Annotated in this window: 15 protein-coding genes; 5 read left to right on the top strand and 10 right to left on the bottom strand. The window is 58.7% G+C overall.

Going from position 1 to position 22,570, the window contains the following annotated elements:
* Positions 1-116: 116 nt before the first annotated feature.
* Positions 117-1,361 (bottom strand): signal recognition particle-docking protein FtsY, encoded by a 1,245-nt coding sequence (gene ftsY / locus AC3B5A_RS07275; protein WP_489800036.1) that lies wholly within the window; start codon positions 1,359-1,361, stop codon positions 117-119.
* A 259-nt stretch (positions 1,362-1,620) separates the two neighbouring features.
* Between ftsY and AC3B5A_RS07270 the strand changes: the two genes are divergently transcribed.
* Both AC3B5A_RS07270 and AC3B5A_RS07265 read left to right on the top strand, forming a co-directional pair.
* The gene (locus AC3B5A_RS07270; RefSeq protein WP_489760338.1) at positions 1,621-2,343 is read left to right on the top strand and encodes a LytR/AlgR family response regulator transcription factor; all 723 of its coding nucleotides are present in this window, start codon (positions 1,621-1,623) and stop codon (positions 2,341-2,343) included.
* 6 nt (positions 2,344-2,349) lie between these two features.
* Positions 2,350-3,690: a GHKL domain-containing protein gene (locus tag AC3B5A_RS07265; RefSeq protein ID WP_489760339.1), complete on the top strand. Its 1,341-nt coding sequence runs from the start codon at positions 2,350-2,352 to the stop codon at positions 3,688-3,690.
* 213 nt (positions 3,691-3,903) lie between these two features.
* On the opposite strand, the gene AC3B5A_RS07260 is transcribed toward AC3B5A_RS07265, so the two are convergent.
* From AC3B5A_RS07260 to AC3B5A_RS07225, 8 genes are all read right to left on the bottom strand, one after another.
* The gene (locus AC3B5A_RS07260; protein WP_489760340.1) at positions 3,904-5,352 is read right to left on the bottom strand and encodes an amidohydrolase; all 1,449 of its coding nucleotides are present in this window, start codon (positions 5,350-5,352) and stop codon (positions 3,904-3,906) included.
* A 103-nt stretch (positions 5,353-5,455) separates the two neighbouring features.
* Positions 5,456-6,703 (bottom strand): MFS transporter, encoded by a 1,248-nt coding sequence (locus tag AC3B5A_RS07255; protein ID WP_489800003.1) that lies wholly within the window; start codon positions 6,701-6,703, stop codon positions 5,456-5,458.
* A gap of 142 nt (positions 6,704-6,845) precedes the next feature.
* The gene (locus AC3B5A_RS07250; RefSeq protein ID WP_489800002.1) at positions 6,846-7,610 is read right to left on the bottom strand and encodes an SDR family oxidoreductase; all 765 of its coding nucleotides are present in this window, start codon (positions 7,608-7,610) and stop codon (positions 6,846-6,848) included.
* Between the two features lie 272 nt (positions 7,611-7,882).
* Positions 7,883-8,401: a GtrA family protein gene (locus AC3B5A_RS07245; RefSeq protein ID WP_489800035.1), complete on the bottom strand. Its 519-nt coding sequence runs from the start codon at positions 8,399-8,401 to the stop codon at positions 7,883-7,885.
* A gap of 120 nt (positions 8,402-8,521) precedes the next feature.
* Positions 8,522-10,948 carry a glycoside hydrolase family 3 C-terminal domain-containing protein gene (locus AC3B5A_RS07240; RefSeq protein ID WP_489800001.1) on the bottom strand — a complete coding sequence of 809 codons (2,427 nt, stop codon included), beginning with the start codon at positions 10,946-10,948 and terminating at the stop codon, positions 8,522-8,524.
* Between the two features lie 434 nt (positions 10,949-11,382).
* Positions 11,383-14,253, bottom strand: coding sequence for a glycoside hydrolase family 3 C-terminal domain-containing protein (locus tag AC3B5A_RS07235; protein ID WP_489800000.1), 2,871 nt, complete (start codon positions 14,251-14,253; stop codon positions 11,383-11,385).
* 263 nt (positions 14,254-14,516) lie between these two features.
* Complete coding sequence (locus AC3B5A_RS07230) at positions 14,517-17,648, bottom strand: glycoside hydrolase family 3 C-terminal domain-containing protein (RefSeq protein ID WP_489799999.1); 3,132 nt, start codon at positions 17,646-17,648, stop codon at positions 14,517-14,519.
* A gap of 156 nt (positions 17,649-17,804) precedes the next feature.
* On the bottom strand, positions 17,805-18,140 hold the full coding sequence (locus tag AC3B5A_RS07225; protein ID WP_489800034.1) for an ATP-binding protein: 336 nt from the start codon (positions 18,138-18,140) through the stop codon (positions 17,805-17,807).
* Here AC3B5A_RS07225 and AC3B5A_RS07220 point away from each other — a divergent pair.
* On the top strand, positions 18,057-18,677 hold the full coding sequence (locus tag AC3B5A_RS07220; protein ID WP_489800033.1) for a methyltransferase: 621 nt from the start codon (positions 18,057-18,059) through the stop codon (positions 18,675-18,677). The genes AC3B5A_RS07225 and AC3B5A_RS07220 overlap by 84 nt on opposite strands.
* Positions 18,678-19,101: 424 nt before the next feature.
* On the opposite strand, the gene AC3B5A_RS07215 is transcribed toward AC3B5A_RS07220, so the two are convergent.
* Positions 19,102-19,929 carry a LytR/AlgR family response regulator transcription factor gene (locus AC3B5A_RS07215; RefSeq protein ID WP_489799998.1) on the bottom strand — a complete coding sequence of 276 codons (828 nt, stop codon included), beginning with the start codon at positions 19,927-19,929 and terminating at the stop codon, positions 19,102-19,104.
* 388 nt (positions 19,930-20,317) lie between these two features.
* On the opposite strand from AC3B5A_RS07215, the gene AC3B5A_RS07210 reads away from it, so the two are divergent.
* Both AC3B5A_RS07210 and AC3B5A_RS07205 read left to right on the top strand, forming a co-directional pair.
* Complete coding sequence (locus AC3B5A_RS07210) at positions 20,318-20,542, top strand: hypothetical protein (protein WP_489799997.1); 225 nt, start codon at positions 20,318-20,320, stop codon at positions 20,540-20,542.
* A gap of 209 nt (positions 20,543-20,751) precedes the next feature.
* A partial coding sequence (locus AC3B5A_RS07205; RefSeq protein WP_489799996.1) for a hypothetical protein occupies positions 20,752-22,570 on the top strand: 1,819 nt, incomplete at its 3' end.

The following is a 22,570-nucleotide window of genomic DNA, read 5'->3' as shown; positions in this document are numbered from 1 at the left end:
CATATGACGACGGCATTACGCCACATTACGCACGATTACGCCGCCGTTACGCCCACGTAACGATACGCCTAAACGTGGTGCGACACGTTGATGGCGCAATCCACACAGCGGTCGTTTCAGGCCAGGATGCCGTCCACGAACCCTGCTGCATCGAAGGGAGCCAGATCGTCCGGCCCTTCGCCCAAGCCGACGAGTTTGACCGGCACACCGAGTTCACGCTGCACCGAGATAACAATGCCGCCCTTGGCCGAGCCGTCGAGCTTGGAGAGCACCACGCCCGTCAATCCAATCGCCTCAGCGAACACCTTGGCTTGGGTCATGCCGTTCTGGCCGGTGGTGGCGTCAAGCACCAGCAGCACTTCATCCACCGGCAGGTTCTTCTCGGTGACCCGGCGAATCTTGCCCAGTTCGTCCATGAGGTTCGACTTGTTCTGCAGCCGTCCGGCTGTGTCGATGATGAGCACATCGACATTCTCCTCCTTGGCTCGCTGTGACGCTTCGAACGCCACGGAAGCCGGATCGCCCCCCTCTTTGTGCGAGCGCACCACCGGCACGTTCACCTTGGCACCCCAGGTCTCGAGCTGATCGGCAGCGGCAGCACGGAAGGTGTCCGCAGCCGCCAACATCACCGATTTGCCCTGTGCCACAAACAGGCGTGCCAGCTTGCCGGCCGTCGTGGTCTTGCCGGTGCCGTTGACTCCCACCATCATGATGACGCTGGGGCGAGAAGCCTGGGGCTTGTTGGCGTTAAGCTCGCGATCGGGAGCAATCACCGCTCCGGATGCAGCGCTCTCACCCTCAGCCTGAGTCACGGTCTCGCCGGAAATGGCATCGACCTGTTCCACGAGCTTGGAGCGCAGCGCCTCTCGTACCTGAGCCGCATCGGCAGTACCGGTCACGCGTGCGTCGGTGCGCAGCCCCTGAACCAAGGTCTCACTCGCCTCGCTGCCGACATCGGCCAGCAGCAACGTGTCTTCGACATCCTCCCAATCGGACTCGGAAAGTTTGTCTTTGGCAAGAATGTTGAACAGCGCCTTGCCGAACGGATTGGACGACTTGGCGAGTTTGGCTTTGAGACGTGTGGCGCGTGAACCGGCAGACTCGGGACGATCACCGTCTTGTTCAGTCTCTTCCCCTGGCTTCAGGTTCGTTTCACTGCGAACAGGTTCGTCACCCTCCGCACTACCCTCAGAGCCACCATCGGTGCCGCCATCGTCACTGACACGGTTCCCACCTTCACCGCCGGTACCGCTACCAGAAGAGGCTGCACGTTTGTTGCGTGTACGACTTGCAACAACACCGGCCACGATGAGCGCCACAACAACCGCTGCTACGACGACCACGCCGATAATCACATTCATATCCATGTGTTCCAGACTAGAGTTCTCAACCGACAGTTGCCTGCCCACAGTTGACATCAGCAACGCTCCACCAAGAGCGCATAATCGTGATACAACGCACATCTTCCCCTACAATGGGTATATATAAAGAGTAATCGTGCTATAAATAGACGGTTACTAATAAACTGTATAAACGTACCGTTGCAGCATCACGTCCAATCATGAACGCCTCAATGCCGCCGATACCCAATGCGCCGAACGGATGAGATAAGGAGGAGTGGTGCACGACATCAGAATCGCAGTGATCGAAGACGACCCCGCAGCCTGCCAGCAGGTGCTCGACTACCTCAATCGCTACCAGCGCGAGAACGATGAACATTTCACGGTTTCCGTCTTCGACGACGGAGCAAAAATCGTCAAACAATACCGCCCCATCTACGACATTCTGCTCTTCGACATCGAAATGAAGCAGATGAACGGTATGGAAGCCGCCAAAGCAATCCGCAACGTGGACAACGAGGTGGCCATCATCTTCATCACCGCCGCCGCCCAGTACGCCATCAACGGCTACGAGGTCCAGGCTCTCTCCTATCTGCTCAAGCCGGTACCCTGGTTTGCTTTCAGCCAGGAGCTAAAACGGTCCATTGAGGCAGCACGCCGGCGCAGCCACCACTCCATCCTTGTGGAAACCGGATCGAAGCAGACCCGTTTGGAACTGCGGGAGATTCTCTATATCGAATCCATACGCCACAACATCATCATCCACAATTCCAACAGCAAGATCTCCATCACCTCCACACTCAAGGAGCTGGAGGCACAGCTCGGCCCGCACGACTTCTTCCGTTCCAACTCCTGCTACCTGGTCAACATGCGCCACGTTGCCGGCATAGAAGACCAGGAGTGCCTGATGAGCAATGGTGAGCGCCTGCGCATCAGCAGGCCGCGCAAGAAAGCCTTTGTCGCCGCTCTAGCCGATTACATCAGCGGTACCGCCAACAAGTAGGCTGCCATGAACGAAACCATCACCAACGCCCTGCCAGACATTCCCCGCGTATTCACGGCCCTCAGCGAATGGGCGGCGTGCATGGTCTATCTGCTGGTGATCAACCGCAGGGTTTCCAAGGCACGTACCATTGCCGTGGCCGCCTTGGGTCTGCCTGTCATCATCGCCGTACAATACATCAACGGCATCGCCCCGGCGCTCTTTTGGATGTTCGGCATGCTGCTGGCGTTCGCCGTAATGTACACGATCATCATGCTCGCCACCGGAACAGCACTGCGCGAAGGCTGTTATATCACCGCCCGGGCGTTCGTACTTGCGGAACTGGTGGCCTCGCTACATTGGCAACTAGCCATGTTCGCGGGCGTGAACCTGCATGACCACCGCCTGATGGGCTTCAACACTGTGCTGCTCGTGGTCACTTATCTCACCTGTTTCATCCTGGCATGGACGTTGGAACGCCGCAACTTCGACGGTTCCGCCCCCACCAATCCCACGCTCTCCGCCACATTCGGAGCCATCGCCATCACCATCGTCACCTTTGCCATGAGCAACCTGAGCTTCGTTTCCACAAACACGCCTTTCTCCGGCACGATGGGACAAGAGGTGTTCTACATCCGCACACTGGTGGATCTGTGCGGCTACGCCGTGCTCTACGCCCAGCAGGAGCAGCTGCGGGCGCAGCAGGTCAGCGCCGAACTGGCTTCCATTGATGCCGAGCGTGAGAGCGAGCACCGCGAATACCTGCAGTCCAAGGAAAACATAGAGTCACTCGGGCGAATCTCTCACGACCTGAAACACCAGATAACGGCACTGCGAGCCGAAGTCGACCCCGAGCATGTGGCGGCTGGGTTCGAACAACTTGAGGATTCGGTACGCCAGTACAGCGCACAGCAGCACACTGGCAACCCGGTACTCGACGTGGTTCTCACCACCAAGATGCAGGCGTGCGATCGTCAAGGCATCACCTTCACCACCGTTGCGGACGGCAAGCTGCTTGACACATTGAGCTCCATGGACATCGCCACCCTATTCGGCAACGCTTTGGACAATGCCATCGAAGCGGCATCGAAGCTTGACGACCCGCAGCACCGTCTCATCAAACTGGCGCTTTACACATACGGCGATTTCACGGTCATTCGCGTGGAGAACTACTACCGTACCGAGCTGAAGAAGGATGGGAAAGGCAACCTGCGCACCACCAAGGCCGACCACCATTCACACGGCTACGGCGTGAAGTCCATACGCCACATCGCCGAACAGTATGGCGGCACCCTCACCATCAAAGCACAGAACCAGTGGTTTACCCTCACCGTGCTCCTGCCCAAACAGCAATTGGAGACGGCATAACAATTCCCACCCGACGCGATTCGATCAGTCATGATTCAATCAGTCACTGTTTAATCAGTCATGTATCAGTCGCGCATCATCCACACATCAGTCACGTATCAGTCACACATAACGCAAGCGGCAGGCTGACAAATAAGTCAACCTGCCGCTTTATTCGGTTTCTCAGCCGGCTCCCAACCGGCCCCTCAACGAAGAGCCATACGAGTAGTCACATCACCCGTGAGGCTGCACGTCGGCGGGAATCACAGACTTGTACTGCTCGTCCTTGAAGTCCTGAGCGTACGCTTCCTTGGCCTTTGCCAACAGATCCGCATCGGTCAGCGCGTCGTAGGCCGTCAGCGCGATGGTCTTGGCTGCCTGCACCAAGCCCTTGTGGGCGATGCTGGACTGGCCGTTGGCCACCCACTGCCAGGAGTGCGCACTGGCCCCCTGCGGCTCGAAACCGCCGTAATACTGCGCCGTGGGCGCGCACCAGCTTACGTCGCCAACGTCGGTGGAGGCCTGACCTTTGGTGCTCGTGGGGTAGGTCAGCGGGAAAATCTCGGTGACGATGCCGGCGCGGGCCATCTGGTCAATCTCCTCGTCGCTCTTGCCGGGGAAGGCCTCCCTGGCCCGGGCAGCCATGCGCTCAGTAGCGCCGGGGGCGTTGCTTGCCGCGATGGAACGAGCGAAGTCCTGCTCCTCATCGGTGATCTCGAGCGGGCCTGCCAAGCGGAGGTTCAAGTCCATCGCCTCACTGAGCGGGTGGTTCGGCACATAGTTGGCACAGGCCGAGTCGAAGTCGATGCTCAGCTCGGTGTCGGTCATCATGGCCGCACCCTCAGCGATCTTGACCACGCGGTCGTAGATTTCCTTGGCCTGATCAAGCTTGGGAGCACGCACGAAGAAGTACAGGTTGGCCGAGGGGTGCACCACGTTGGCGGACTCGCCGCCGGCGTCGGTGTAGGCGTAGTGGACGCGAGCCTCGTCGATGATGTGCTCGCGCAGGAACTGCACACCCACCGTCATGAGCGTGGCCGCGTCGAGCGCGTCACGGCCCTGGTCGGGCGCTGCCGCAGCGTGGGAGGCGACGCCCTTGAAAGCGAAGTTCGCCTGCATGACGGCCAGGCCCGAACCGCCGCACACCGCGGTATTGTCCGCTGGGTGCCAGGTGAACGCCGCGTCCACGTCATCAAACACGCCGTCGCGCGCCATGAAGGCCTTGCCGTAGCCGCTTTCTTCGGCCGGGCAGCCGAAGAGCTTGAGCGTGCCCTTCAGGTTCCGCTCTTCCATGAGGGTCTTGAGCGCCACCGCGGCACCAAGCGCACCGGTGCCCAGCACGTTGTGGCCGCAGCCCTGACCTGCCCCGCCGTCTATCACGGGCTTGCGCTGCGGGTTGCCGGCCTCCTGGCTGAGATTGTCGAGCGCATCGTATTCCGCGGTGATGCCGATGACCGGCTTGCCCGAACCGTACGTGGCGATGTAGGCGTAATCCATACCGGCCACGCCCTTGGTGATCTCGAACCCTTCGTTCTCCAGCACTTTGTAATGCTGCTCGACCGACTTGGGGACAGTGAACCGGGTCTCCGGGGTTTCCCAGATGCGGTCCGAAGCCTCGATGAACTCGCCTTTTTTCTCATCGACGATGTCGATAATACGTTGTTTGTCTTGTGTTGCAGCCATGGCCGCCACCTTTCATACCATTGGCCCGACGAGTCAATGGGTTGTGAATGATTGATTACCACACATATCAGTGCGGGCCCGCCGCAAGGGCGAGCCCGTCATGTTATTTCTCGATGCGCACGAGCTGCACCACGACTGCAGCCGCCACACCGACACCCGCCATGAACAGGAACCCGGGAGTGAAGTTGCCCCCCGTCACCAAGGCACCGATAATCATGGGAGCCAGGAAGCCTCCCAAGGTGCCACCGGTGTTGATGATGCCGATTGACGAACCGATGACCTGCGCGTCCATGATCTTGTGAGGCCATGTAAACACACCGGTGAAAGCAAGGGTACTGAGCATGCTGATGCACACCATGAGCACGATGGTGAGCACCAAATTGTGCGAGGTGACAAAGAGCACCAGCAGCACTGCCACGATGAGGACGGACCACGTGATGGCCTTCTTCTCACGCCCCAAGAAGAACTTGGAGAGCAGAGAGCCGGAGAAGATGGTGGCGATGGTGGAGAACACCGAGTTGCCGGCCAAGATCCATCCTGCCTGCCCCACGCTCAGCTTGAACGTTGCGGTGATGTAGCTGGGCAGCCAAGACATGTTGCCATAAAGCACCACGTTGAGCAGAAGCATGACCACGAAGAGCACGATGACATTGCGGTTAGTGATGACGTCACGGAACCCGAGCTTGGCGGGGGCATCCTGTGTTTCAGCCTTCACAGCCGGCTTGGTGCCACAATCCTTGGGAACGAAGAACGCAATGAGTACGAACGAGACCAAGTAGAGGCTGCCGAGCAACACATAGGCCAGCTGCCAGTTGTAGGAAATGAGCTGAGCGCCCAAGGTGAAGGCCAGGATGCCGCCGATACCGGAGGTGGAAAGGATGAGTGACTGCACGAACGTGCGGCGCCTGGGCTCGAAGTTCTCCGAAACCGCTTTGGTGCAGCTTGGCGGGTAGCCGCCATGCCCCATTCCGGCAAAGAAGCGAATAACAATGAACATGGCCAGGCTGCCTGCGGCTCCGAGCCCGGCAATACTACCCACCGCGCCGAAGCAGTAGGAGAATACGGCGATGACCACCATGGAGGTCATCAGCACGCGCTTGGCGCCGAACCGGTCAGCCAGCCAGCCGCACGGAATCTGCATGATCGAGTAACCCAGGAAGAACAGCGACATGATCAGGCCGGTCTTGCTCGAGTCGAGGCCGAACTGCTTGGAAATAGGGATGATGGCGGTGGAGATCATGTTCTTATCCATGTACACCACCGAATAACCGGCCATCAATGCCACAATGAGCGGAGCACTGCTGCGCGCCGTCCGAGACAACTCACCGGTCTTGGTTTGTTCTTCCTTCATAAAGCCCACTTTCGCTGGGGTTGGTATGGGTGTGCCCTGAGACCAACAGACAAAACGGTTCCGCTGGATAAACAAGCACTATGTGATACAGCATACATAAATTCGATTAAGGGGATGTAACGCGCTCACCAGTTGAGACGCGTTAGAATGTGGTCCATCCTCCGTCTACCGGCACAACGGCACCATTGACAAACTCGGATTCGTCACTCACCAGGAACAACGCAGCCTGTGCAATGGACTGTGACGACCCCACACCAGGCATAAGTGCCATGCCTGCCTTTTGCCGATTCATGCCAAACTCATTGACATTCTTCATCGACTCCGAGATGTTGGTGTTAATGCCGCCTGGGGCGATGGCATTGACGCGAATCCCTTCCCTCTCATACATAAAAGCGGTGTTTTCTGTCAATCCAACCACTGCATGCTTAGCCGCCGTGTAGGCCGCACCGGCACGACCGCCGTTGGTACCACCCACCGAGGCAATATTAAGGATGACGCCACTCTTCTTAGGCAGGAACTCCTTGATTGCCTCTCGAGTCGCATACATAACGCTATCGGTGTTGATGGCGAAGACACGGCGCCACATCTCGTCACTCATCTCCCCCACCGGCGACATGTCGTCCATAATGCCGGCATTGTTGACAACGGCATCCACACCGCCAAATTTCTCCTTGGCCAAAGCAAACACGGCCTGAATATCCTCGAGCTTGGACACATCGGTACGGATGGTTTCAATGCTTCCGCCAGCTTCACGCACGTCGTGCGCTACCTCGTCTGCACGTTCCAGGTTGATGTCAGCGCCGACAATCTTGGCACCTTCCTTCGCGAACAGACGCGCCATAGCGGCACCCATCCCCGAACCCGACCCGGTGATAATCACTACCTTGCCGTCTAAACGACCTTCCATCTCTACCTCCTAGAGCAAGGATTACAACGCTTCACTGCACATATGCCACTCACACTGAAATTCATTGTCATGACGCAGCGAAGTCAAATCTCACTCTACAAGGTGTGTTATACATCACATATTCCGCCTACCAGAGGCGCGCTTCCAACCATTCCAACTGCAGCGGGCATTACATCCTCGCAAAACAAAGAGCCTGTGGAATGCCGATACACATTCCACAGGCTCTTCAATAGCAACCGCTGCCACAACAGGGCAACGTGTCAGTTAGACGTTCAGTCCTTCTTCTCTTCCTTGTTTTTCGGCATAATCCACCACTTGAGCAGCGGGTAGCTGATGATGACGGCCAGCAAGGTGTTGACCACCGAGGAGATGGTGGAGGAGATGGCATTGTTCCAGCCCCAGCTGGTGCACAGCTTGGTGACGTAACCCGGCAGCACCAGGTTGCAGATCACGATGATGATGGCCAGAATCACGTACTTCCACGCAGCGTCCTTGAAGCTGGAGTCGGACTTGAACACCCACTTCATCTGCACCACGAAGTTGACGGCCTGAGCCGCCACCTCGGCGATGAGGAAGGTGAGGAATCCGCCCAAACCGTTGGTATCAGGCGTGGAATAGTTGAAGATGAGGAATTGGAAGGGCTGCGTCATGTGCATGGCGGTCACGAAGACGGCCGTGAAGATCCACACCACCACAAAGCGGGTGATGGTGGAAATGTTGGAAAGCACATTGAACTTGATGAACTCCCACAGGTTCGGGTACTTTGCGATGAGACGACGGCACGCGGCCATGAAGCCGGTTCCCTCGTTCTCGGTGTCTGCGCTGCCAGCGTTGTTGCTGTTCTCGTTGCTCACGTCATTGCTCCATTCTTATCAAAATTGTGCGTTCGGGTCGGCTTGCAGCCGAGAGTCTCACTTCTCGCCCAGCTCCTTGGCCATGCGCTTGTTGGCTGAGGAATTGCGGAAGAATCCCGCAATGAACGAACCTGCTCCGCGGAAGGTGTGACCGTTGGCGATCTTGACAACTGCCTGCACCATGTCTTGGTCGATCATGCCCTGCGTCATCTTGCACATGGCGCGCGGAGGCATGTTGAGAATAAACAGCGTGTTCAGATCAGGCGAACCTGTCTTTTGACGCACCTTCTTCTCACGGTTTGTCAGGAACTGCGCCACATGTCGTGCCACAAAGCCCTTCGATGTGACCCAAGAGGAAATCGGATCGTTTTCACCCAACACCTCAGGCTGGTATGGCTCAGGAAGCGCTCCCCCAAACAGGGCGTTCACTTCTTGGTCGGTGACCTGCTTGACCTGACCGGTCGCATAGTGCCCCAAGGCCGGATCAGCCGGGGTCAGCTCTTTGTCGCCACGCACATCGAGAGAAGCCGACAGCGGAAGATGTTCGACGTCGCCGCCCACCATCACGGTCCAAGCGCCAGACTCGGTGCACCACGAGTCGGAAGCCGTATCAAAGTTGCGGAACGTGGTCTCATCGAAATCGATGCGCACGCTCTGCGTTTCCCTCGCTTCGAGGAAAATCTTCTTGAAGCCCTTGAGCTCGCGCGCCGGGCGAATCATGCCACCGGTAGGTCCTGAGACGTACAGCTGCACCACCGTGGCGCCGGCCACTGCGGAATCGTTGGTCACCGAAACGGTGGCACCCTTGTCGTCCACGCTTAGATCGGAATAGGAGAACGAGCTGTAGCTCAGACCAAAGCCGAAGGGGAAACGCACCGGAACGCCGGCGGTCTCGTAGTAGCGATAGCCCATGAACAGACCTTCGCGGTATACCGAATCGCGATCTGCGGCCGGATAAAACTCGGCGCTTGGGCAGTCTTCATACTTGAGAGGCCAAGTCTCCGCCAAATGACCGGACGGGTTCACCTTGCCGGTGAGCACACGTGCGGTGGCCGAAGCACCGGCCTGACCCGACAGACCGATGTACAGCATGGAGGACACGCTATCGAACCAGGGAAGCTCCACCGGAGAACCGGCTACGAGCACGATGACGACAGGCTTGCCGGTGGCCGCCAACGCCTTGACTAAATCATTCTGCACCTGGGGAATGGCCATGGTGGAGCGGTCGAGGCCTTCAGATTCGCTGCGCTCGTCCAAGCCGACCACAGCCACCACCACATCGGTGGTATCAGCGGCAGCCAATGCCACAGCATCCTCAATGAGTGCGCGGTTCGGCTCACCTTGACGGTCATAGCCCTGCTGATAGCCGGCGACCTCTACTCCGTCAATCGCCTTGAGCTCGTCGAGCAGGTTCTCTTCCTTCGTGGCGTTCACCTTGGAAGAGCCGGAGCCCTGATAGCGTGCGGTCTTGGCCATGTCGCCGATCACCGCCACACGTGCACCGGGCTTGAGGGGCAGCGTACCGTCGTTCTTAAGCAGAACGCTCGTGCCTTCTGCAACCTTGCGAGCCACGTCGTGATGAGCCTTCGACATCTCGTCCGAGAGAAGGTCGTCGCGGCCCACACCCTCGAAACGAGTGCGCTCGGCGGTTTTCGCCACCTCACGAGCACGGGCGTTGATATCGTCTTCGGAAAGCGTGCCGGCTTTGACCGCGGCAGTGAGCTCTCGCACCGAAGTGTAGCCGGGAGCCGGCATCTCCAGAGAACCGCCGGCCTTGACCGCGGCAACGGCCGAGTTCGACCCGCCCCAATCAGAGACCACCATGCCGTCGAAGCCCCACTCCTTGCGCAGGATGTCAGTGAGTAGGTGCTTGTTCTCGTGGGCGTAAACGCCATTGACCTGGTTGTATGAAGTCATGATGACCCATGGGTGAGCCTGCTTGACTGCAATTTCGAAGGCAGTCAAGTACAGTTCACGCAGTGTACGCTCGTCGATGATCGAGTTCGAGGCCTGACGGCGCAGCTCCTGGCTGTTGACCGCGAAGTGCTTCGGGCAGGATGCCACGCCATTGCTCTGGATGCCTCGAATGAGGCCGCTGGCCATATGCCCGGCCACCTGAGGGTCTTCGGAATAGTATTCAAAGTTACGGCCGCACAAAGGGTTGCGCTTCATGTTCATGCCAGGGCCCAGCAGCACGTTCACGTCCAGGTCGTGCGCCTCACGTCCCAGCGCCTCGCCCATGGTCTCAGCCAGTTCAGGGTCCCAAGAGTTGGCCACGGTGCCTGCCGTAGGGAAGCATGTGGCAGGCTTGGAGCCGCCCAGACCGAGGTGGTCGCCGGCTCCGAGCTGACGACGAACGCCGTGCGGCCCGTCGCTCATCACGAAACTGGGAATACCTGCTCGCTCGTTGCCACGAGAATCCCATTCGGAAGCACCAGAAAGCATCGCCGCTTTCTCTGCTACAGAAAGTTGCTCAAGTTCCATTGCACCCTCCGTGAATCGCTGCGCATGCGCCACTCAGTGCCACATTGCGCTTTCACTACTACTATGTCTCAACGCTATTAAATCAGCTTGCGCGCAGCGCGCAGAACCGCCATACTCAACTTGTCGGTTTGCACGCATGAATCGAAGAGGAGACGCCAGGCAACGCCCAAGCCTTCACTCACAGCGCATAGTGTCCCCGGTCTGCGAACTACCAAGCACCGCATCTGGGTCGTCCTTCACAGCACGGCGTTGCACGGGCATGGCCTGCGCATAATCGGCGGAACGAAGCGACATTAGACTCGGCCCCGCTGCCTGTCACCATTGCCATAAGCAAACGCGCGCAAACGTAAGCACCTGCTATAACGCAAGTGGGCGAGCACCGAAGCACTCGCCCACAGAAACGGCACTATGCCGTCATACCTTTGTCTCTGCCGCTATCCGCGACGACGACGCAGGTAGCGCTGGATGGATACAATCTCCACGCCTGCCAGCAGCAGTACGAGGATGACGTCGACGACGACCAAGGCGATCTTCCATGCCGGGGTCTTCATCGCCGAGCTGTCCTCCGCGTAGGCGCCGCTGTTGACGACGGCGTAGAGGATGTGACGGCTGGCTTGGCGCAGCGACTTGACCGACGTGGCGTTCTTCTTGTCCTTCACCACGTTGGGGCCCTTGCCATAGGTGGACAGCATGATGTCGACGCCGCGCGGGAAGGCGTTGTCGGCATTCATGAAGCCACGGCCGTCCTCACCGAAGGAATCGGTGAGCGCCATGCCGTTGAAGCCCCACTCGTCGCGCATGATGGTGTTGACCCATCCCTGCTCGCCGGACCACTTGTTGCCCACGAACGCCCAGGCGACCATGGTGGCGTCTGACTTGCCGTTCTTCACGCTCAGCTCGAAGGGACGCAGGTAGACCTCGCGGGCCGCCTGCTCGTTCGACCAGACGCTGACCATCATGGCGTTGGAGTCGTAGAGCGCGAAGTGCTTGATGTAGGCGTACATGCCCTTCGACTTGGCGCCGGCAACCACGTTCTCGCCGATCTCGCCGGCCAGCTCGCCGTCCTCGGAGTAGTACTCGAAGTTACGGCCGCCAATGGCGGTGCGGTGGGTGTTCATGGCCGGTGCGTACCAGCCTGTCACGCCCATCTCCTTGCCCATCTGGCCCATCATCTCACCGTACTGGCGCGCCAGCTTCTGGCTCCAGGTGTTGGCCAGCACCACGGCGATCGGAAAGCCGATCGAACCCTGCTTGGTGAAGTTGTTGTTGATGGCGGCCGGGCCGTCGCAGTCGGTGGTGGCCACCTTGCCAATGGAGTCCACGGCAGCGGTCTGGAAACCACCGAGCGAGGTGAGCTTGGTCATGTCGTCCACGCTCAGCTCGTCAAGCAGCTTGTCCCACTTCGGGTCGTTGGCGTCAAGACCACGCAGATCCTTGAGCTTGAGACCGTTCTTGGCACCAGTGGTGGGCATCTTGTCGTCCGGGTTGTTGTAGGTGGAGTGGTCGAAGTCCGCGTTGAGGTGGTAGTCCTTCGCGTACTTCTCGGGCATCACGTCGCTGGCGGGAGCCGCTACGACGGCGTCATGGTTGGCGAAGTGGTCCTTGCGGGACATGTAGGTCACGTCGCCGGCCACCTCGGAGATCTTGTTGGTCGCCGCGGTCTTGTCGCCTGGGCGCGGGTTGTCCTTGCCGTAGGTGACGGTCTTGGGAACCGTATAGGTGGCGGAGTCCAACACGTGGTGGGAGTCGGACTTGATGGCGATGCCATAGTCGCCCTGCTCGAGCACGTAGGCCTTGGCGCCCTTCTCATCGTAGGAGGCCAGCTGGGATACGGGGAAGGAAACCTTCACGCTCACGGACTCGCCGGGCTTGATGGTGTCGGTCTTCTTGGAAACCAGCAGGTTGGCCGAAGCCTTTTCGATGCCGCCGTTGGTGTATGGCGGGTCGGAGTAGACCTCCACGGTGTCCTTGCCTGCCACCTTGCCGGTGTTCTTCACATCCACGGTGAAGGTGAGATTGTCACCGCTCTTGGAGATCTTGCCCATCTTCTGCTCGAACTTGGTGTAGCTCAAGCCGTAGCCGAACGGGTATTGCACCACGTCGTCATAGTTGATGAAGCCTTCCTTGGCAGCCGTCTCGTAATACTTGTAGCCCACATAGATGCCCTCGACGTAATTGATGAACGAGGGATCAAGGTTCAGTGTCATCGTCTTGGAGATGGGCAGGTGGATGGCCTTGTCCTTCAAGTTGCTGTACTTGATCGGCTGGGAGTTGTTCCACCACGGCGCCTTGCTCATGTCATACAGGAACGTGTCGGTGGTGCGGCCGGAAGGATTGACCTTGCCGGTGAGGATGTCGCCGAGCGCGTCAAAACCGACGTTGCCGGGGGCCGGAGCCCACAGGGCCGACTTGATCTGCGGGTGTTCGTTGAGGAATCCGAGCTGCATGGGGTTGGAGCCGTTGTAGACGACGATGACCTTGTCGAAGTTCGCGCACACCGTGTCGACCATGTCCTTCTCGGTCTGGGACAGCTGCAGGTAGGATTCGCCGGGATTGAAATCCTTGTAGGACTTGGAATTGTCCTTGTATTCAGCCTTGCTCATATCGGTGGGCATGTCGCTGTAGCCTTCGCCGCCCACGCGCGCCAGCGTGATGATGGCAGTGTCGGAGAACTGCTTGGCCTGGCTCATCACCTGGTCGTTGAGCATGTCCTTGGTCGCCTCAGGCAGCGACCAGCCGGAGCCGGACGTGGTGTTGACCACGGCGCGGTGGCCGACCTTGTCGTACACCTTCGTCAGCTCGTCGTTGGTCTTGAAGCCGGCCTTATGCAGACCGTCCTTGAGTGACTCGATCTGGTAGTTCTCGTTAATGGCGCCGGAGCCGGTGCCGCCGTAGACCGGGTTCTCGGAAGCCCAGCCGAAGAGGTTGAGGTTCTTGGTCTGCTTGAGCGGGAGGGTGTCGGCGTCGTTCTTCAGCAGCACGAAGCCTTCACCGGCGATGTCGCGAGCCAAATCCGAGGCCTTGGCCGTGGTGGCGTCGGAGACTTTCTGGCTTGTGCCACCGGAGGCCGCGAGGTTCAGCAGTGTGGACATGGGGCCGGTGAGCATCATGCTGACCGCGGCCACGATCGCTAGGACGGGCACCACGATGGCGTTCGAACGAATGAGTTTACGGGCGGGCACATTCACCTTGCGCACGGCGACCGCCACCACCGCGGCAATAAGAATCACGGCGACGATAAACGCCAAATACCACTTAATCGACTGGAAGACGCCTACGACGTCAGACCATGCTATACCAAGCATCACTGCTCCTTCTCTTCGTGACTTCTTCGCCACACACCTCATTGCTTCAGCGCAGCTACCGCACCATAGCGGCAGAAAGTCCCCTCTAGTCTATGCGTCAACATGGTTGCTGTCCAATCGCACGGAATGTCAAGTGTTCAAATGCGCAAAAGCCCCGCCTGAAGGCCGCTAGGCTATTCAGACGGGGCTGATGGGTGGCACCTGCAGGGTGCCGCTGGAACTTTACCGATACTTTTACCGGTACTACCGGAACATGGCCGGCATCAGTCCTGAGACTGCTTGGCCTTTCCTTTCTTTGCCTTGGGGGCACGGTAGCGTTCCGGGAACTCGCGCTCGTTCCTGCCGCGGCGAATCATCCACACCACCATGACGACCGCGAAGAGCGCCACCAGCACATCGATGGCCACCAGCAGCTTGCGCCACGGGCTCATCGAAATGCTCATGGTCGAGCCTGGGGTCATGCCGTTCATGGCGTTCGAGTTGGCCACCATGTAAGCCACATTGTGCACCGCTGTGCGCATGCACGCTTTGGCCGTGGGGCTGTCATAGTCGGTGGCGTTGTAGCCGGGGGTCTGAATCATGTACATGTCGCTGCCGGCGCGCATGGTCAAGTCACGCTGGGTCTTTGACTTCTCCATGAACAGATCGGTGACCACAGCTCCATGGAAGTTCCATTCGCCACGCAGCACGTCGGTGAGCAGACCCTTGTGACCGAAGCCGATCACACCGCCGATAAGGTTCTGGGCGCTCATCATACCGGTCGCCGAGCGAATCACCTTGGTGTGTGCGTGCCCTTCGGAATCCAGGTAACGCTCTGTGCTCTTGGCTTCCTCGGCAGCAATCTGGAAGGGCTTGAGGTACAGCTCGCGCGTGGCTTGCTCATTGGCCCAGGTGGACAGCCCTTCGGAACGGAAGGTCTCCTGATCGTTGAGCGCGATGTGCTTCAAATAGCTGAACACACCTTTGTCGCCCGCGCCAGAGATCGAAGCGGCTGCCAGCTTGCCCGAGAGCACACCGTCCTCCGAGTAATACTCGTAGTCACGGCCCGAGAAGGGAGAGCGGTGAATGTTGACCGCGGGAGCATACCAGCCGTTGATGCCGGACTGCAAGCCTTCTTCTCCGATGCTGGAGCCCACCTTCTTGAGCAGGTCGGTGTTCCAGGTGGCTGCCATCACGTTGGCTCCGGCCCAGGAAGATGCCCCTTTGACGCTCCAGCCCATGGCACCGTCCTTGTCAACGGTGAGCGGTTTGCCGATGGACTCGATGTCCTTGGTCTGGTAAGCGGCCATGTACAGCAGAGACTGGATGTTTGCCTTGTCCTTGCCCCAGTCAAGCTGATCGAGCAGCTTATCCCACTTTGGGTCGTTGTACTTCAACCCGCGCAGGTCGATGAGCGAAAGCTTGTTTTTGGCGCCGCTGGCAGGGTCGGAAGCAGCGTATACGTCACTGCCTTTGACATTGCCGAGCGTCTTGTCGCTCTTGGGATCGAAGTTCTGGTAACGGTCGAACTCGTCGATGGCCATCTGCGGGGCGGTCTTCTCGCGGTTCTGCGGGCCGACGGGCTGAGTGCCGGCCCAATCGCTGCGGCTGAGCTGCTTGACCGTGGTGTCCATGTAGTCGTTCATGGTTTGGAACTCGTTGCTGGCGGCCTTGAACGATTTGCCTTCGGGCTTACCGGTGGGGTTGCCTTTGTCGTCAAGCATGGACTGGGCGTCCTTGTCGCTCTGCGTCGGGTCTTTGCCTTGGAACACCTTGGTCTGCGCAACGCTGACCTTCTGAGAGTCGATGACGTCATGGGAGTTGTTCTTCAACGCCACGTCGTAGTCGCCGGCTTCGAGCAGATAGGCGCCGGTGGTGCCGTCGTCATTCTTATGGTGGTAGTCGTAGGAGGCCATGTCGTCGCGCTTGAAGCTCAGCTTGAGCGTTTGCGATTCGCCGGGCTTCAAGAGCTTGGTCTTCTTGAACGCCGCAAGGTTGGTGGCGGCCTTCTCAATCTTCGAGCTCTTGTCGAGGTCGGTGTACGGCGAAGTGTAGTAGAGCTGCGCCACGTCTTTGCCGGGCTTGGAACCGGTGTTGGAGACGGTAACCGACGCTTCGATGTTGGGGCCGGAAGCCTTCACTGAATTGAGCTTCTGGTCGAACGTCGTATAACTCAGGCCGTAGCCGAACGGATATGCCACAGCGCCGGGCTGGGCGAGCGCGCCTTGGGCGTCCACCGCACCGTAGGTGAAGCCGGGATCCACCGCGGCTGCGGTCTCATAGTATTTGTAGCCCACATAGATGCCTTCGGCATACTCTACGAAGGGACGCTGGATGGTGCCGAAGCTGGCACCGGGAATCATGTCGCCCAGCAGGGTGTTGTCCTTGACCGTGGCGTTGGTGTAATGATATTCGCCGAAGTTCGCGTAGGTGGGGTCCTTGGTGAAATCAGTGGGATAGATGTCGGTGAGACGACCGGAGGGATCGACGGTACCGTCCAGCACATCCGCCAGCGATGCGAACCCGCGCGAACCGGCCGTACCCGTCCACAGCACGGCGTCCGCTTGGGTGTCGCCGCTCATCAACGGAGCCACTTGCATGGGGTTGGCGGTGTTCAGCACCACAACCACTTTGCCACAGGTGCGCTTGGCAGCCTTGATGGTGTTCTGCTCGGCCTGTGTGAGCGCCAGATAGTGCGGGGTGCCGTCATTGTAACCGGTGGAACGCTTATCGATGCCTTCGGAGCCGTTGCGTGCGATGAACACGAGGCCTGTGGAGTCCTTAGTGGATCCGTCAAGGGCGTTGTAGATCGAGGGGTCGTACTCGTTGATCTGCGCTGATTTGCCTTTGTCCATCACGGCTTGCAGCGAGTTGTGATCGGCGTCCAACGCCGGTGTGCCGTCAGCAGCGCCCGGGAAGGAGGGCTTGGCACCCTTCATGGCTTTGACCGCAGCATCGTTGACTTGGAAATGCTTGGCGAGCTCCTTGTCCGGAGTGGCCATGCTCTTGTCGGTGGTGGCCGCCGCTCCGGAGCCGGAGTAGACCGGGTTCAGGTAGCCGTAGCCGAACGGAGTGACCGCGCTCTTGGACTTGAGCGGCAGCACGCCGTCGTTTTTGAGCAGCACGATGCCCTCGTCGGTAACCTGCTGCGAGACCTTGTCACTGGCCGCCTTGGCATCCTTCATCGACGACGTGGTCTTGGCGTTGTATGTGGCGTCCCAGGAGGAGGTGCCACTGGCTTTGTGCACCTCTACCTTGCCACGCCCCAGGTAGCTGTCGAGCACGCCGGAGAACATGCTCCCTGCAATGGTGAGTGCCACCGCCACCACGACCACTATGGCCACTATGGTTATCCAGATTTTCTTGAAGGTGCTGTTGCGCATCTTGAGCTTCTTGCCCTTCGCTTCGCGCGCCATGATCTCTCCTCTCCTTTGACGATTCCGACCGCAGCCATGGCTTGTCGCCGAACGCAGCCGTTACAGTACGGTCTTAGGCTAGGACGGAATGGGAGCCACAGGGAGGCGAGCGCGCGAACTGGCATCTCCACCGCGCCAACGGTTCAGGAACATGGTTCAGGAGCGCGATGCCTGAGGAAAAACTACCGATAGTGTGAAGACCCCATCCTGTGTGCGCACGCGCATCGTCCCGTCGTAATGCTTCACCTGTTGCGCCATGGAGCGCATGCCGAAACCGTGAAGATTCACATCCGCATGCGTGGTGCGCGGCAGACCGCCCACCATGGTCAACTCACCCGCAAAGTAATTGCGTTCCTCCACTCGCACAAAGCCCGCCTTGGCTTCCACGTTCATGTCAATGACCCGCAGGTGCGAATCGTCCAGCTTCATCACCGCCTCAACCGCATTGTCAAGCATGTTGCCGAACAGGGAGTACAGGTCGTCATCATCCATGAAATCCAGCGCCGACCCGTCTGCCATGCAGGTAAAGGCAATGCCGTGCTTGGAGCAGTACAGGCTCTGCTGCGAAAGCACCACGTCCAAAGCCGGGTTGCCGGTGTGGAAGAGCGAATCGACCTGGGTCACCGCACGCTGCGCCTGATCCACCAGCGCGGGTGCCGCACCACTGCCCGATATGGCGTTGAGCCGTTTGCGCAGATCATGGAAGGTGATGTTGATCTGTTCCATGCCGGCGCGCGACATTTCATAATGGCGGCGTTGCATGCGTGCGGTCCGGCGCATGCTCAGCAGGTCTTCCTTAAGCCTGTCGTTCGTGGCAGCGATGTTGAGAGCAGTGAGCACCAGCGCTGTGCAGATGGCGTCGTACAACACCAGCGAGGTCTGTACCTGCACCGGCCAGCCCACACCCACCACCAGGTTCGCCACAATCACGAAGAGCAGGAGACCCAATGCCCCGAGTACCCACATGGGCTTGTGCCGAAGCGCCTCATGATTGGCGCTGAATCGACGCCCAACCACCAGCCACGATAGTGCATACGTGAGCACATATACTGACAGATATAAGACGTAATAAGGAAGCGTGAAATACACGTCTCCGCGAGCGCCGGCAACGATGAGGATAAATTTAAGCACATCATAGGCGATGTGCTGCACTGCATACCCGGCACATACGGTAATAAGCGCCTCCACCCATGAGGCATGCGTAACCAAACGCGTCAGCAGCACGAGAACCGCCACACACGAGGCGTAGTAGACCAAGGCTTCATACCAGGTCTGAGAGACCGGAGAAAACCGCCCCAACCCCTCACCGTCAACACCGAAACCGTAAACCAACACCACTGCCGGAACGGCCAGCAGCCTCCACGAACAACGCCACTGCCGACGCGAACTGAACAATGCCGTGGCAACCATCAGTTCCACTATGAAGAACGAAAGCCGAATGTCGTAATGCACGTCAGCCTCCGTAATATGCCGCGAGCGCCTGCATCAGCGGTTTCTTTCTGGCGCGGCTCACCTGCAGCTCCTCACCATCCACACTCACGGTGCCACCGCCGCACCCACTCACCCACCGCAAGTTGACCAGACAATAGCGCGAAGCCATCACGAACGGTTCGCCTTCAAAGGCCTGTGCCGTGGAGCGCAACGTGCCCCACGCCTTGAGCACCCGCTGCGCTCCCACATGGTAGAGGATCTCGTGGCTGTATACCTCCACATACCGCACGTCAGCCGAACGGATGTACTCCACCCCGCCTGCACTGTGAATAGGGACAGTGACCCCGCGGCGCTCACGCATCAGGCTTTCTGCCTTGCTCATTTTGAGCGCCAGACCGTAATATTGCAGCGGCTTGACAAGGTAGCCTATGGCATCCACGTCGTAGCCGGCGGTTGCGTACTGCGCCATCACCGTGGTGAAGATCAGTACCACATCGGTGTCTATCAAGCGCAGCTTGCGTGCGGTCTCCAGACCGCTGATGCCGGGCATTTCAATGTCCATGAAAATGCAATCGAATACAGAGCGGGACGATGCGGAGGATGCCGCTGCCAGAGAGCCTTCGGCCGCTTTAGGATTCCGGTACGAATCACGACGCTCGTGGATGCCGTCGCGCTGTCCGCCGTCATCAAGCTGCCGATCTTGAGGATTGTAGGCCTTGAGCAAAGACTCGCCGTCACCGAACGTGGATACGCAATACGCCGACTCCCGTCCTTCGTAGTAGCGGTCGATCATGGATTTGGTCTGCGAGGCGTCGTGCTCGTCATCGTCCACCACAGCTATGCGGATCATCGTCTCCTCCTTGAAGATGTGATTCCACGGTAGCACCGCCATTGACACAACAACGACAACACAACGCCGACCGGTTACGCGCACCGCACTTGCGCCCCTCAGTACCACAGCCTTTTCCTCATCACGCAACACCTACCGGTTTAAGAATCATTCCCCAACAGTTGTTCGTATGCATCGTATATGCATTAATTGTCAATATTCACGAGTATCGTAGAACACAGCGTGGTTCCGCTCCGATGTTCACTCTCGAGTGTTCATCTCGATTGTTCACGCAGACACCACAATACAACAGAACATATTCCGCACGGCGGCCTGAAGCACTGGTAGTGCCATACACCCCGGCATACGGACATATACGGAACAACCACAGACCAAGAGGACGTACAACATGAGCACGCTTCCCACCACCAACCGCGCCGAACACGGCGATTTCACAAAGTCCGCACGCACGCGCCTGGTTGCGGGCATCGCCGCCGTAGCCACCCTGCTCACCGCCTTCGCCGCAGGCTCAGTCGCCCATGCCGGCAACACCGCCAGTGAAGCCCAAACAGCAGACGCAGCCTCCCAAAATAGCAATGACATTACCCCCCCCCCAGCAGAACCGGCACGCTAGGAACTGAACCAACCGCAAGCATCTCTACACAAGGCGCCGAAGCAGTCGCCACCCAAGCAAACGTAAAACTTCTCTATAACGAGACCACCACAGAAGTCCCTGCACAAGTCACACTGAGTGCAGCTCAGAACGCTCGACTCGGCATCAGCGGCACGGCAACCATCAATGCCATCGACGCAGCACAAGGCAACACCATCCTGCTTGCCCCCGTGGCGCAAACCACCACAGACGCAGCCGGAGCCAAGGTTAATTTTTCCGGCAATAGCAGCGGTCTGAAGGTCAACGATAGCTCAGGCAACGAGCTCGGCATCGTCAGATACGTCAAAGATCAATCCTCATGGGGGCCGTCGGTGGTGCTCGATGTCACCAACACATCCGCGGCAAGCGGCATCATCACATTCACCTTCTCCACAACATGGCTATTCGATCTCAACTGGGCCACTCCTCCAGAAGTCCTGCGCCGCATGCCCTACGACAACACACTCAAAGTAGGCACCTTTGATGCCAGCAGCGGCAGAACCGGCACCTTCGGCACACCGCACAACTACAACTTCCACTTCAACGCTCCGCAAAAAACCACCGATGCAACCAATTACTACTCCAACGTGTCAATGATCAACGCACGCACCACAAGCTTTAACTTCATGGACAATCGTTTCACCGACCGCATCACGTCCGCCTCAGCATTCCAGACTTTGCAAAATACCGGAGGAGCCTCTGGCGTATCCTCACAAGGATACGCAATCCGTCGTAATTACTTCGCATGGCTCGACAATCAGAGCATTATCCCCAGCACCATCACTGTAGAGTTAGGTTCCTACTACGTTTCCGCCGCCACCGGTCGCATCCAAGCTGCCGTAGGAAGCACATATCCAGCATACAATGAATCCGCTATGACAACCAGGACAATCCCCTATACCAACGCAGGCAACAACGTAAGCTTCGCCAATATGCAAGCTCAAATCGCAGCGACTGGGAAGTCCGGGGCCTATTACTCATTGCAAGACAATGGACAATATGCGATAGCAGTCACCCTCACATACGCCGATACCATTCTCACTCCAGCAGAGTTGGAATCGAATACCAGGAAAAACCCCGACCCGGCAACGGCAACCTCAAACATCGAGGCCGACGTGCAGGCTACAAAAAACTTCTATTCCAAAGCACTCGGCAACAGTGCCACCTACATCTTCATCGTCCCGAGTTTCCAACTTACCGACCAGTACAAAAAATCATTAATTACCTATACGATGTGCAATATTGATGACGCTGATTGGAGTAAAGGAACCGGATATACCAGCCCGGTATCCATTGCCGCAGCCGGCCAGACAGCGGTAAAGTCCCACTACCTCGGCCTCGACGGCAGCTCCGTGAATCCCGTCACCGCCACGGCCGGCGACCCGACCGGGAAAGCCAATTCAATCACCGGAACCAAAGGCACTGCTTCCGCTCCCGCCTCGCCGGCCGATGTTGCCGGTTACCGGCCGTTGACCGTCGCCGATCTCAGCACGCTGACCGCGGCACAACGGCAGACCATAGCCACGACTTTGGGCACCACGGACTCAAGTGTGGCCGGTTTGACCGCTCTGGCCAACAAAACCACCGGCAAAACCGTGTGGGCCACCAACAACCTCACCGTCCCCTACCCAGGAGAAACCGGCAAAACCTACAACAGCGCCGGCGACATCGTAGCGGCAGGCACAGCCGGATCAACCACGGGCTGGGGCACCACCGACGTGTACTACTTCTACACCTTGGCAACCCAAACACTCAACATACACGCCATCGCCGTGCCATGCTACACCAACTCTGCCGATGCCAACAGCGGCAAGGACTGCGACGCGCAACCCGCCAACGGCACCAGTTGGCAGCCATCCGACGGCAACGAGGTCACCAGTCTGAGCGAAACCTTCACCGGACTCTCCGGCACCACCGCCACCAACACGCTCACCAAATACAGCGTGCAACTCGGCGGCAAAGACCACCCGGTTAGCCTCAGCGCAGGCCTGCAGCAGCTTGCCCCCGGCA

The sequence above is a fragment of the Bifidobacterium sp. ESL1133 genome (assembly GCF_058107325.1).
This window is presented reverse-complemented; position numbering and strand designations above follow the sequence as displayed.